General features: G+C 66.5%; 7 protein-coding genes. 5 read left to right on the forward strand and 2 right to left on the reverse strand.

Annotated elements, in window-relative coordinates; genetic code table 11:
* The first annotated feature begins 52 nt into the window (after positions 1-52).
* Entirely contained in the window at positions 53-3379 is a 3327-nt protein-coding gene (locus V9L18_RS03165; protein ID WP_337345930.1) for an ATP-dependent helicase, read from the forward strand.
* Positions 3376-6903, forward strand: coding sequence for an ATP-dependent helicase (locus tag V9L18_RS03170; protein WP_337345730.1), 3528 nt, complete (start codon positions 3376-3378; stop codon positions 6901-6903). Before V9L18_RS03165 ends, V9L18_RS03170 begins: the two co-directional genes overlap by 4 nt.
* Here the strand turns inward: V9L18_RS03170 and V9L18_RS03175 are convergent.
* A complete protein-coding gene (locus tag V9L18_RS03175; RefSeq protein ID WP_337345731.1) occupies positions 6890-8206 on the reverse strand; it encodes a macrolide 2'-phosphotransferase in 1317 nt (438 codons plus the stop codon). The genes V9L18_RS03170 and V9L18_RS03175 overlap by 14 nt on opposite strands.
* A 148-nt stretch (positions 8207-8354) precedes the next feature.
* Between V9L18_RS03175 and nudC the strand changes: the two genes are divergently transcribed.
* The 3 genes from nudC (at position 8355) to V9L18_RS03190 (ending at position 12238) form a co-directional block, all read left to right on the forward strand.
* Positions 8355-9377 (forward strand): NAD(+) diphosphatase, encoded by a 1023-nt coding sequence (nudC, locus tag V9L18_RS03180; RefSeq protein ID WP_337345732.1) that lies wholly within the window; start codon positions 8355-8357, stop codon positions 9375-9377.
* Between the two features lie 63 nt (positions 9378-9440).
* On the forward strand, positions 9441-11588 hold the full coding sequence (locus V9L18_RS03185) for an ATP-dependent DNA helicase UvrD2 (protein WP_337345733.1): 2148 nt from the start codon (positions 9441-9443) through the stop codon (positions 11586-11588).
* Positions 11585-12238 carry a M48 family metallopeptidase gene (locus tag V9L18_RS03190; RefSeq protein WP_337345734.1) on the forward strand — a complete coding sequence of 218 codons (654 nt, stop codon included), beginning with the start codon at positions 11585-11587 and terminating at the stop codon, positions 12236-12238. Before V9L18_RS03185 ends, V9L18_RS03190 begins: the two co-directional genes overlap by 4 nt.
* A 21-nt stretch (positions 12239-12259) precedes the next feature.
* On the opposite strand, the gene V9L18_RS03195 is transcribed toward V9L18_RS03190, so the two are convergent.
* Complete coding sequence (locus tag V9L18_RS03195) at positions 12260-13726, reverse strand: zinc-dependent metalloprotease (RefSeq protein WP_337345735.1); 1467 nt, start codon at positions 13724-13726, stop codon at positions 12260-12262.
* Positions 13727-13851: the final 125 nt, after the last annotated feature.

The following is a 13851-nucleotide window of genomic DNA, read 5'->3' on the forward strand; positions in this document are numbered from 1 at the left end:
CCTGCCCGACCCCCCTGTCGACTACGTCGACGCCGAACATCCTGCAGCGGACCTGGCCGGCGCACCGGGCCAGCGTGAGAACGGGACCGGCCTCCGGCTGCTTCCGCCCCGCCGGCTGCAGGGCTCCATCCCTCTGCTTACAGCCGACCAGCAGGCCGCCGTGGAGGTCCCGCACGGCTCGGGGCCGGTCCTGGTTCCAGGAGCGCCAGGGACCGGCAAGTCCACTGTCCTGATCGAGGCGGCCGTCCGCCGGGCCCTCCACGAAGGCGTGGACCCTGAACGGATCCTGATCCTAGCGCCGGGCCGGCTGGCGGCAGACTCACTTCGTGACCGCTTCACCGCCAGGCTGGATCGGAGCCTGAGCACAACGCCGGCCAGGACCTGGGCCTCCTATGCCTTCGATCTGATCCGCCGGGCCAAAGCGGAGGGCATCCTGCCGCTCCCGCGGCCGCCGCGCCTCCTGTCCGGACCGGAGCAGGACCTCATCATCAAGGAGCTTCTGGAAGGGCACGCCCTTCCAGGGCTGCAACTGCCGTGGCCGGCGGACCTGGGCGCTGCGCTGGAGACCAGGGGATTCCGCCACGAAGTCCGCCAGCTCTTTGACCGGATCATCGAATCGGGCAGGACAGCCGAAGACCTGGAAGACCTTGGCCGCCGCTGCGGCAGGGAGGACTGGATCGCCGCCGCGGCGCTTTATGCCGAATACCGGGACGTCCTGGACCTCCGTATGCCTGAGGCCTTCGACCCCGCAGGAATCATCACCGCTGCCCGGCAAATCTTCCAGGATGCGCCTGACTTCCTCGCCGCCGAACGCGAACGGCTGCAGTTGCTGCTGGTGGACGATATCCAGGAAGCTAACCCGGCCGTTTTTGAGCTGCTCGCGGACATCGCGGCGGGCAAAGACTGCTTTGTGACCTCTTCCCCGGACACCGTTGTGCAGGGTTTCCGTGGAGCCAGGCCCGATCTTGTGGCCGAACTTCCCCGGCTGCTCTCCGGCGGCAAAAATACCTTGGAACGGCCGCTGTGGCACACGCACCGGCACGCGCCCGCCGTCGCGGAGGCATGGCTCGGGGTTGCCGGCCGCATCTCACAGCGCGCAGGCGGCCGGCTGGCCCGTCGGCTGGAGCAGCAGGATCCCGGAAGCCGACTCCCCAGGCAGGGTGCCGTCGAAGCCCACCTCGTGCCCTCACCGGTCCATGAACTGCGCTATGTCGCCCAGCGGATCCTGGACCAGCACATTAGCCACGGCCGTGCCCTCGCCGAAATCGCCGTCATTGTCCGGAACGGAGGCCAGCTCAGCGAGCTTCAGCGATACCTTTCAGGGCAAGGGATCCCCGTCAGGGTTCCCGTAGCGGAGTCCGCCGTGCGTGACGAAGTTGCCGTACGCCCGCTTCTGGACGCCTATGCGATCGCCCTGGATCCTGACCTGCTGACCCCTGAATCGGCTGTTTCACTGCTCACCTCGCGGATCGGGGGAGCAACATCGATTGAATTGCGCAGGTTGAGGCAGTCGTTGCGGCGTGAAGAACTCGAGGGCGGCGGCGGCCGTACCAGCGACGCCCTGCTGGTCGAAGCGCTGTTGGAACCCGGCGCCCTCGCCACGTTGGGGATGGAAGGCAGGGCGGCGCGCCGAACGGCGCGAATGATCCAGGCCGGACGTACTGCCATCAGCCAACCGGGAGCCAATGCGGAGTCTGTGCTCTGGGCTCTGTGGCACTCCACCGGACTGGCGAACGCGTGGACAGAAACTGCGCTCACCGGCGGTCCCCACGGCGCCCGCGCCGACCGGGACCTTGACGCCATGATGGCGCTCTTCCATACTGCGGAGCGCTACGTGGACCAGATGCCCGGTGCGGGTCCGGAACAGTTCCTGGAGTACCTCCTGAACCAAGAGCTTCCCATGGACACCCTGGCAGCAAGGGCCCAGGTGGATGACGCCGTCGAACTGATGACCCCCGCCAGCGCTGCAGGCAGGGAATGGCCCGTGGTAATCATTGCAGGGCTCCAGGAAGGCGTGTGGCCCAATACCAGGCTCCGTGGAGAGCTCCTGGGCAGCACCCTTTATGCCGACGCCGTGGAGCATGGCGTGGAATACGCGCTGCAGCTTGACCCGCTGAGCCGGCTGCGGGACATCCGGTATGACGAACTCAGAAGCTTCTCAACGGCCATCTCCAGGGCGCAGGACCTCCTGATCTGCACGGCCGTCTCGTCCGAGGACGACCAGCCCTCCTCGTTCCTCGACTACGTGGCGCCGCTGAGCCCCGGCCAGGAGGGCCGCGGCTTCACACCGGTGGAACGGCCTATGACGCTCCGAGCCCTCGTCGCGGAGCTCCGGCAGTACGCCCAGCTGGACGGCGCGTACGCTCCGGAAGCCGCGGAGGCGGTCAGGGTGCTTGCCCGCCTGGCGGCGGCCAACCCAGCCGTTCCCGGCGCCCATCCGGACACCTGGTGGGGCCTGGCTCCCCTGACCACGACGGAATCAGTCGTGCCGCCCGGTGGAACGGTCTATGTTTCGCCGTCGAAGGTGGAAGCCGTCCGGAAGTCCCCACTGGATTGGTTTGTGCAGGCGGCCGGTGGCGAGGCTGCGACTGATTTTGCCCGAAGCCTGGGCACTCTGGTCCATGCCATTGCGCAAGACCTGCCGGACGCCTCCGGCAGCGAATACGTCACCGAGCTTGTCCGGCGATGGCCCGCGCTTGGGATGAAGGACAACTGGGAAGGCCGGCTCGATTTCCAGCGTGCCGAGGCCATGGTCCGCAAACTCGCCCAGTACGTGCTGGTGATGCGAAGCGAAGGGCGCAGCCTGTTGGGAGTGGAACAGGACTTTGCGGTTCAGCTCCCGGATGTGATCCCGCTAGGGAGCATGGCCAGCGACTATCCCCTGGAACCGGGGCCAGCCGGCGACGACAGCCAAGCCGCGTCGTCGGAGGACCAAGCCCGGTCAGCCGTCCTTCGCGGCCAGGTTGACCGGCTCGAGATCGACTCCGAAGGAAGACTGGTGGTCGTGGACCTGAAGACCGGAAAAAGGCAGCCCGGCAAGACCGAACTTTCCCGGCATCCCCAGCTTGGGGCCTACCAGGCCGCCGTCCTTGCGGGCGGATTCGACGATGCTTCCGGCGTACCCGGACAAGCCATGCCCGGCGGTGCCGTGCTGGCCCAGCTGGGGACGGGAACCAAGGGTCCCGGCGTCCAGCAGCAGGAATCGCTCGACCCCCGGGACAACTGGGCCCTTGACATGGTGAACGGCGCGGCGGCAGTGATGGCCGGCAGCGTCTTCGAAGCCCGGCACGACCCCGCAAAGGGCGGGCACGGCGGTCACGGCTGCAGGCTTCCCGAAGTCTGCCCCCTTTGCGTCCGTGGAAAGCAGGTAACAGAATGACCCAGGCAACTGGCCTTCCCGAACCCCGGTTCAGTCCCGAACACCTGTCCCGCCTCATGGGTGAAAAAAACTCACCTACAGCTGAACAAGCAGCGATCATTTCCTCGCCGCTGACGCCGCGATTGGTTATCGCCGGCGCAGGATCGGGCAAAACAGCCACCATGGCTGACCGCGTGGTCTGGCTGGTAGCCAATGGATGGGTCAGGCCGGAGGAAGTCCTCGGGGTCACGTTCACCCGGAAGGCTGCCGGTGAACTCGCCACCCGGATCAGGGCCAAGCTGGCGGTTCTGCAGCGCATCGCTGCAGAGGACACGGGAAACGCAGTGTTCCCCGAAGGCCCGCTCAGCAGCGACGCACTTGAGCCAAAAGTATCCACGTATCACTCCTTTGCCAGCGGCATCGTGTCCGACTACGGGCTCAGGCTGGGAGTGGAACGCGACGTCGTGCTGCTGGGTGGCGCCCAGGCCTGGCAGCTCGCCAGCGAAGTGGTCGAAGCCTTCGATGGCGAGTACCGCCACTTCAGCGCGGCAAAGTCCACGTTAGTGAAGGCGGTCATCCAGCTTGCCGGCGAATGCGCGGAACACCTCCAGGAACCCGCCGACGTCGAGGCTTGGCTGATGGCACGGATCGCAGAGTTCGAGAGCCTGCCGTACGTCGCTGACGGAAAGAAGAATCCGACCCAGGCCGCAACGGACCTGGCCGCCATGCTGAGGACCAGGGCCAGCGTCGCCGACATGGTGGGCCGTTATTCAGCGGCCAAGCGTGCCCGCGGTGCTCTCGATTTCGGTGATTTGGTAGCCCTCGCCGCACGCGTGTCCCGGGAGGTCCCGCTGGCTGCCGAGATGGAGCGCCAGCGCTACAAGGTAGTGCTCCTGGATGAATTCCAGGACACCTCGTACGCCCAGCTGGTCCTCTTCTCGCGGCTCTTCGGCGGCGGGCACGCCGTCACGGCCGTGGGGGACCCCAATCAGTCCATCTACGGTTTTCGAGGCGCCTCCGCAGGGCAGTTATTCCACTTCGTCCGGGAATTCCCCGTCCGCCTGCCCGGCCCTCAACAAGACGAAAACTTCAAACCAGCCCCTACCTCCTTCCTGACCACGGCCTGGCGCAACGGCCGGTCCATCCTCAAGGCAGCCAACGTGATGTCGGAGTCCTTGGGCAGGGCGGCCGCGCACAGGGAACCGACCGGCACCCCAGGGCCCCGCGCCCAAGGGGTACCCACCGCGAACGTCCCGCCGCTCCAGCCGAGCCCGTACGCCATGGACGGACGCGTGGTGCTTGGACGGTTCGGGACCGACGTTGAAGAAGCCTCAGCCCTTGCCGAAGACGTACTGAAGTACCGGCTCACCGACTTTGAACTCAAGCCTGATGGCACCCCCGTGCCTCCTGCGCTCGCAGTGCTGTGCCGTCGCCGCGCACAGATGGAAACCATCAGCCGGCAGTTGGAGGCCCGAGGAATCCCCTACGAGATCGTAGGACTGGGCGGCTTGCTGGACACCCCGGAAATTGTGGACCTCGTCTCTACCCTGAGAGTGCTGGCCGATCCAGGACGATCCGATTCCCTGATGCGGCTCCTCGCCGGCGCCCGGTGGCGGATCGGCCCCGCAGACCTGATGGCATTCCGCGACTGGTCGAGCCAGCTGGCACGCAGGCGGGGGCAGCCCGCCGCAGCGCGTGAAGCGGAAGCTGGAACCGCGGACGCCGGAACAGCGGACGACGACGGGCCGGTGGTGGAGAGCGATCTGACGGATGGTTCCAGCCTCGTAGAGGCCCTGGACTGGCTTCCGCGCGACGGCTGGACATCCTCACACGGAAGATCCCTGAGCGCGGAAGCGAGGGAGAGGCTCGGCCGGCTGTCGGTGGAATTGAGGCAACTGCGCGGTTACCTTGGCGATGACTTGACCACCCTTCTTGGAGAAGTGGAACGGGCCATGCTGCTGGACATTGAGGTGGCCGCGCGCCCAGGTATCACCATCCATCAGGCCCGTCGTAACCTTGACGCCTTCCAGGACGCTGCGGCCGGGTTCCTGAGAACGTCGCAGCGGGTGGACATCCTGGCTTTCCTGGCATGGCTGGAGGCTGCCGCCGCCGAGGAGAACGGCCTTGACGCGCCAGCCGCGGACGTCAACCGCGAAGCCGTGCAGCTCCTCACCGTCCACGCGTCCAAGGGGCTGGAATGGGACGTCGTTTTTGTGCCCGGCCTCAACGCTGGCGCCTTCCCCAGCAGCCGCGATTCGCGGTGGAGCAGCGGGGCCGCGGCCCTGCCCTGGCCCTTGCGGGGTGACCGTGCGGATCTTCCCCAGTGGGACCTCGACCAGCCTGACCAGAAGGGATGGCTGGACGCGGAGAAGGAATTCAAGTCCGCCGTACAGGCCCACGGCGAGTCGGAGGAACGGCGCCTTGCCTACGTGGCGTATACACGAGCCAAGCATGTCCTGTGGGTGTCCAGTGCCGCCTGGGTTGGTTCGCGCGCGGGCCGGTCCGAGATGTCCCCGTTCCTGGCTGAACTTGAGCCGCTGGCAGTTCGGTCCGGGGCGGGCAGAGATACGGGCGCTGCGGTGGTTCACCCTGCCTCGGTGGACGAGGCCTCCCTTCCCGAGAAGAGTCCGCTGACTCTGGAAACAGAAATGGCGCAGTGGCCCTACGACCCACTGGAAGGTCCGGTGGACCCCAGGACTGGACAACGCTTACGACTCGTTCCCGGCCGGCGTGCAGCGATGGAACTGGCCGCCGCGCGGTTGCTCGCCGCCCTGGACGGCCCAACCACGGACACGGTCCCAGCCACGGACAAGGTCCCAGCCAGGGACACGAGCCCAGCCCGGGACGGCCGCGGGCTGCGCGTCCCCGCCTCAGGGTGGGATGCTGAAGCATCGCTGCTCCTGGAACGGCGCTCCAGCCGGGCACGCGGGCAGGATGTGCACCTGCCCAGCCACATTTCGGCATCCACGCTTGTTGACCTTGGCGAAGATCCGGCGGCTGTGCTGAAACGCCTTCGGAGGCCCGTTCCCCGGGAACCGGGCATGTCCGCCAGGAAAGGTACCGCCTTCCATTCCTGGGTGGAGGAATACTTCGGTAGCGCCGGAATGCTCGACCTCGGCGACGCACCGGGACCGGACGACCACATTGATGCCGCCTACGACCTCGACGACATGGTGGCCACCTTCCGGGCGTCGGAATGGGCCAACCGTTCCCCGGCATTTGTTGAAGTGCCTGTGGAGACCCGCGTGGGGGACGTGGTGGTCCGCGGCCGGATTGACGCTGTTTTCCGTGACGCGGACGGGCGGTGGGACCTAGTGGACTGGAAGACAGGCCGCCGTCCAGCGGCCGCCCACCTCAAAGCCAAGTCGGTCCAGCTTGCGGCCTACCGTCTTGCCTGGGCAAGGCTGAAGGGCATCGCGGTGGACGAGGTACGGGCAGCGTTCTTCTACGTGGCCGACAACCAGGTGGTCCGCCCGCACGACCTCGCGTCAGCCGCAGAGTTGGAGGCGATGGTGTCGGAGTCCTACTCCGTCACGGCTTCTTGACGTCGATGACGGTGATGGCCGCCGTGGAGGTGTCGTCTGCCGACGGCACCTTTGCCGGCGGTTCAGCCGAGGTGGGCTCCTCGTCCTGCGCGGGTTCGTCCTGCGCGGGTTCGTCCTGCTCGGGTTCGTCGTCCGGGATCGGCGACACCTGGACGGCAGGCAAGACCGGGGTGGGAACCGGGAGCACCGTCACGGGCTGAACGATCCCAGGCGTTACACCGGCGACCACGGGGTGTCCGGCTGCCGGGCCCTGTGCCCTGCCGGGAGCCGCGGCACTGTCCCCGGAGCCGCCGTCGGCCGTGTCCGTCCTGGCTGTAACTGTCCCGGCGGCAGCGGTGGCCGCCGGAGCTGCGGGGGAGGGGAGCGGCTCAACGCTGATGGCCTGCCCGCCGTGCTCGGCAATATCGCTGGCGAGGGTTTCCAGCATGCCCTCCGCTTCGGAAATCATCGCCTCATCGCCAGCCGCGATGCCTTTGACGAGGTACTGCGCCAGGGCGAACTCGGCGGATAGCGCGGCCCTTCGCAGCAGGTGCTTGTCCGGGGCGTCCCGGCGGCTTTCGGTATAGCAGCTCAGGACAGTGTCCACGAAGTCCTGTTCGTTGGAGGCCACCAGCCAGGCGAAGTCATCGGCGGGATCACCGATCCGCAGGTCTGTCCACCCGGTGACGGCTGTTACCCGGTGGCCCTCCACCAGGAGGTTATCTTCGTGCAGGTCGCCGTGGACCACACAGGGGTTGAAACGCCACAGGGATACATCTTCGAGCGCGTGCTCCCAACGGCGCAGGAGGGACGGCGGGATCTTGCCTGTGGTTGCGGCCTGGTCCAGTTCGTTCAGCCTGCGCTGGCGGAATTCGTTGGGTGTGTAGCTGGGCAGGTCCGCATTGCTGACCAGCGCATGGGGCAGGTCGTGGATCGCGGCCAGTGCCACGCCGATTTCACGCGCGAGTTGCTCGGGGCCGGCTGTAAGTTCCTCCACGCTCCGGGTGGAACCGGCCAAGTGGGAGTATACGAAAGTGCTGAGGGCGCCCAAGCGCACGCTACCGGCAACCGTGGGCATGAGAAAGGGCAACTCGGCCCGGATGCCCGGGGCGAACGCGCGCAGGACCAGGAACTCCGTCTCCAGCCGGGCGCTGGCTTCAGCGTGCCGCGGCGACCTGACCCTCCAGCGCTTTCCTTCCGAATCGAGGAGCAGCGCGGTGTCGAAGTCGGCGGCATCATCCGGAGCGGAACTGACCGCAGTTGGAGTCAGCCCGGGGACGGCCGCTGTTGCCACGGCTGCCAGTTCGATCGGTTTTCTTCTCACTGTTCCACGGTAGATTGACACGCGTCCAAGACAACGGTGCGCCAGCGGCGAGTCTCCAGATATGCGTCAAATCTCTGCCTGTAGCCACGGCACCTGTCCCTGGCCTCCCTAAATATCAATTGTCGGCCCGAGTCAGTACGGTGGACTCATGAGTCATGCGGAGTCCGCTACACCGGCCTACCGGACACCGGCAGTCCGGTTGCCCGCCAACCACCTGTTCGATACCGTGCTTCCCGTCCGTCCAGCGATGATGGATCGGGGCTCTGCAGCCCGGACCCGCCCGGGCATGGTGGATGAGCTGCTTGGCCGAGACGGCACCATGGCGGTGGTTCTGTCGGGTCGGCAGGCCCTCGTGACCGGGAACAGCCTGTACCTGGCGGCCGCCTCCCCGCTGGTAAAGAACCTTGAACACCTTGGAGCCGCGCCGGAGCATGTCATCTATCTGGGCGCCGCCCTGGACGGTTCGGACCTGCCGGAAGGGACCGAACTTCTCCTGGTGGTGCTGGAAAAGGCCGCAGCACCGGGCACGGCGGGAATCCCCGCCAATGCCTATTGGGTGGGCTTCCGGGACATTGCTGCCGAACTAAATCCCACGGACACGGCCCTGTTCGTCGAAGCAAGCGCCATCGCCAACTGGCACTCCGGACACACGCACTGTCCGCGGTGCGGCGCTCCCACGGTTGTGGAGTCCGGGGGATGGATGCGCCGCTGCCCGCAAGATAACTCCGAACACTACCCGCGGACGGATCCGGCCATCATCGTCACCGTTGTAGGCCCGGACGGGAGGCTGCTGCTTGGTGGCGGCGGCCCGCTGGACGCCAGGAACTACTCAACCCTCGCCGGGTTCGTTGAACCTGGGGAGTCACTCGAGCAGGCCGTGGTTAGGGAAATCCATGAGGAAGTCGGTGTCAGGGTTTCCGCCTGCCAGTACCTGGGTTCCCAGCCCTGGCCGTTCCCAGCCTCCCTTATGCTTGGATTTACGGCCATCACCGCGGATGCCGAGGCAACGCCCGACGGCGTGGAAGTCACCAGGGCGCGCTGGTTCAGCCGGGAGGAACTCCAGCAAGCAGTGCTTACCGGGGAGATCACCATCTCCAGCCGCCTGTCCATTGCCCGTTCGCTGATTGAGCACTGGTACGGCGGACGAATCCTGGACCGCGCCGACGCCTGAACGCCGGGCAGAATCCACCGACCAGACTCCAGCACCAGGTAGTCGAGACAACAGAGCAGCAGAGTGACTACAGAGAATTTTGACAGTGCAGTGGACAGTTCAGCGTCCCTTGAGGACCGCATCCTGGGTGGCCTGGACGCCGAACAGCGGGAAGTTGCGAGCACACTCAACGGCCCGCTATGTGTGCTGGCCGGCGCCGGTACCGGAAAGACGCGGGCCATCACCCACCGCATCGCCTATGGCGTGCACTCCGGGGTTTACAGCCCGCAACGTCTCCTGGCAGTGACCTTCACCGCCCGCGCCGCCGCCGAAATGCGAAGCAGGCTGCGGGACCTCGGCGTGGGCAATGTCCAGGCCCGGACTTTCCACGCGGCCGCACTCCGGCAACTGCAATTTTTCTGGCCCCAGGCTGTTGGCGGCACCCTCCCCAATCTCCTGGACCACAAAGCCCAGATGATCGCCGAGGCCGCCCGCCGCCTGCGCCTCAGCACGGACAGGGCTTCGATCCGGGACCTCGCCTCGGAAATCGAGTGGGCGAAAGTTTCCATGCTCACCCCCGCCAACTACCTGGAGAACGCCCAGGACCGGGGTACTCCCGGCGGGTTCGACCTCACCGCCGTGGCCCGGGTCTTCCAGTCCTACGAGGACGTCAAAACCGACCGCAACGTCATCGACTTCGAGGATGTCCTGCTGATCACCGTGGGCATCCTGCAGGAGGACCAGAAAGTGGCCGCCACGGTGCGCGAACAGTACCGCCACTTCGTGGTCGACGAGTACCAGGACGTTTCCCCGCTCCAGCAGCGACTCCTTGAGCTGTGGCTTGGCGGCCGCGACGAACTCTGCGTTGTGGGTGACGCGAGCCAGACCATCTACTCGTTCACAGGCGCGTCCCCGAAACACCTGCTGGGTTTCAAGGCAAGGTATCCGGAGGCCAACGTGGTCAAACTGATCCGGGACTACCGCTCCACGCCGCAGGTGGTCAAACTTGCAAACGACCTCCTCGCGGGGCGCCGAAGCGGCGGACCCGTGGCGGACGCAGCGTGGGCCGCGCCGCTGCAACTGGTGGCCCAGCGTCCGGCGGGCCCGGTTCCCCAGTTCACGGAGTGCTCCGATGACGAGGCAGAAGCGGCCACGGTGGCGCTCAAGGTGCAGGCACTGCTCGACGCCGGCACGCCGGCAAGCCAGGTAGCTGTCCTCTTCCGCACGAACGGCCAGTCCGAAGCTTACGAGCAGGCACTGGCTGCCGCGGGCATTGGTTATCAGCTGCGCGGCGGTGAACGCTTTTTCGCCCGCAAGGAAGTCAGGGACGCCATCCTCCAGCTGCGGGCTGCAACCAGGGCTGTGGCGGAAACTGGCACTCCGGAACCGTTGGGGCAATTGGTACGGGACATCGTGGCCTCCCTGGGTTATACCGACTCCCCACCGCACAACGGTGGGGCTCTGCGGGAACGCTGGGAGTCATTGGCGGCACTGGTTGCCCTCGCCGACGAACTGGTCCAGGTACGGGGAGACCAGTTCAGCCTCCCGGATTTCGTCAATGAACTCCAGGAACGCTCACTCGCACAGCATGCCCCCACCGTTCAGGGCGTCACACTGGCCTCGCTGCACGCGGCCAAAGGCCTGGAGTGGGACGCCGTGTTCCTTGTTGGCCTTTGCGAAGGGCTGATGCCGATCTCCTTTGCGGACACTCCGGAAGCGGTGGATGAGGAACGGCGGCTCCTTTACGTCGGAATCACCCGTGCCCGTGAGCACCTCTTCCTGTCGTGGTCCACGGCGCGGACACCCGGCGGCAGGGCAAACCGGAAGCCGTCCCGTTTCCTTGACGGTCTTCGGCCGGATTCCGTGGCCAGTTCCACCGCCCGCGGCAAGGGAGCTGCGCCCAGCCGGAAAGCTGCCAAGCCTGCCACGTGCCGGGTCTGCGGCAGCATGCTGGCAAGTGGCGCCGAACGCAAGGTGGGGCGCTGCAACGACTGCCCGCCCAGCTACTCGGAACAGACCTTCGACGCCCTCCGGCACTGGCGCAAGGAAGTTGCACTGTCTGCAGAAGTCCCGGCTTTTGTGGTGTTCACCGACGCCACCCTGACCGCCATTGCCGAGGCCCGGCCGTCGTCGCTGGAGGAACTGGCCTCGCTCGCCGGCGTCGGCCCGTCCAAACTTGAACGCTACGGTGAGGACGTGCTGAAGGTCCTCGTCGAAAGCACCACACTGTGACCCCGCCGTCGAAACACCGGAAGGGACCGCAGCTGACCACGGCGGACGGAGCGCCCGTGGAAGTCCGGCGGTCAGCGCGGCGCACCCGGACCGTCGCGGCATTCTGGGAGAACGGCACAGCTGTGGTGGCAATACCGGCCCGTTTCACGGCTGCCCAGGAATCCGAGTGGGTGCATCGCATGCTGGAGAAGCTGCACCGCCAGGGCACCCGCCGAGCGCAAAAACGCCGGCACCAACCTGCCACGGATGCCGGGCTTGCGGCCCACGCCGCGGACCTGTCCGCCCGCTACTTCGGCGGCCGGGCAGTACCGACGTCGGTCCGCTGGGTGAGCAACCAGAACTCCCGTTGGGGGTCAGCGACGCCGTCCGAAGGCACCATCCGGCTCTCGGACAAGCTCCGGGCCATGCCACAGTGGGTGATCGACTACGTGCTGCTGCACGAACTGGCCCACCTTCTGGTGGCCGGGCACAATGCCGCCTTCTGGAAGTTGCTGGAGGCTTATCCGGAAACGGCGCGGGCCAAGGCATTCCTGGAGGGCGTCTCGTTCGCCACCTCCCGCGGCCTTGTGGCCGGTCCTGATGGCGGGGTGTCCCACGTGGAGGGCGACACACCAGGCCAGCCCGCCCTGTTGCCGGGCGACGCCGACTAGGTTCGGCCCGGGAGCAGGCTCCTAGCCCTTTGGCTGGTCGCCGCCCTCAGTTTGGCCCTCAGCGTCGTCGCCCTTGCTGCTTTCGTCGCCGGAATCAGTGTCTGTACCACGTCCGGCGTCCTCGCCGCCCTGTTCGGGTGCGGTGTCGAAGCCACCATTGAGCAGCTTCTGCAGGGCATCGTCCACTTCACTGTCGCTGGCTTCGGCCAGCTTGCGACGGCCGCTGAATCCCAGCGGATCGTCGAGGTCCTCGGCAGTGGGCAGGAGGTCGGGGTGGTGCCAGATGGCGTCGCGCCCTTCGATCCCGCGTTCCTTCTTGAGGGCCGCCCACAGAGTTGCGGCCTCGCGCAGCCGCCGCGGACGCAGCTCAAGACCCACCAAGGAGGAGAACGCGTGCTCGGCGGGACCGCCGGTGGCGCGGCGCCGACGGACCGTTTCACGAAGCGCGCCCGCTGAGGGCAGGAGCTTCTCGGTAGCTGCGGCGGTAAGTTCATCCACCCAGCCCTCCACAAGGGCGAGGGCAGTTTCAAGCTTTTCCAGTGCCTGCTCCTGGGCCGGCGTCCGTTGCGGCATGAACACGCCTTGGGAGAGTGCCTCTTGGATGCCTTCCGGGTTGCTTGGGTCCAGATCCCGGGCCAGCTCTTCAATCCTGGACGTGTCGATGTGGATTCCGCGGGCGTAAGCCTCGATGGCACCCAGCAGGTGGCCTCGCAGCCAGGGAACCTGGACAAAGAGGCGGGCGTGGGCTGCTTCGCGGACTGCCAGGAACAGCCGGATGTCGTTCTCCGGCAGGCTAAGGCCCTCACCGAACTTGGCCACGTTGGCCGGAAGCAAAGCCATCTCCAGGTCGGCCAGCGGAACGCCGATGTCCGTGGAGCTCACCACTTCGGCTGACAGCGCTCCGATGGCCTGCCCCAGCTGCATGCCGAAGATCGCACCGCCCATGTTCTGCAGCATGGACGAGGCGCCGCCCATCATGGACTTCATCTCTTCGGGCATCTGTTCGGTCATGGCGCTGGACAAGGCGTTGGCGATGCTGTTGGCGACGGGTTCCGTCAGCCGCTTCCACGTTCCCAGGGTTGCCTCCACCCATTCCGCGCGGGACCAGGCGCGGCCGATCAGGCCTGTAGCGGGCAGGTCCGTGACCGGATCCAGCCACAGTTCGGCGAGGCGCAGGGCCTCGTCCACCTCGCGGGACTGCAATGACGTGACGGACGGGTCAGCGCTGCTCGCTGCAACCCGCCGGGCGTTCTCGTGGGCGAGCTGCCAATTGACGGGGCCCTCGGAGGGCGCGCTCATCATGGCCTGGACCTGGGAAAACATCTGGGCCAGGAGGTTGGGGTCGTCAGGAAGGCCCGCTGCCTTCGCGAGTTCGGCGGGGTCGATGTTTTCCATGCCCTTGCCGCCCATGAGGTTCTGCAGCATTTCCGTCAACGGATCCTTGGGGGCGTCATCGCCGTTGGACGGATTGAGTGGGTTGGAAGTCATGATTACGCCGATCGTCGGTGTGACTGCTGATCAACTTCACGGTACCCCGGGCAGGGGCGGCTGTCTGCCGGACAGTGCTGACGTTCGCTGTAGGCAAAGAGCTTGCTGCCATACGGGACGCGTAA

Origin of the sequence: Pseudarthrobacter sp. CCNWLW217 (assembly GCF_037203985.1) — a bacterium.
In the GTDB taxonomy this organism is placed as follows: domain Bacteria; phylum Actinomycetota; class Actinomycetes; order Actinomycetales; family Micrococcaceae; genus Arthrobacter.

Coding starts and splice junctions, on each gene's coding strand:
- V9L18_RS03170 (WP_337345730.1), top strand. CDS start 3,376: ATGACCCAGGCAACTGGCCTTCCCGAACCCCGGTTCAGTCCCGAACAC.
- nudC (WP_337345732.1), top strand. CDS start 8,355: ATGAGTCATGCGGAGTCCGCTACACCGGCCTACCGGACACCGGCAGTC.
- V9L18_RS03195 (WP_337345735.1), bottom strand. CDS start 13,726: ATGACTTCCAACCCACTCAATCCGTCCAACGGCGATGACGCCCCCAAG.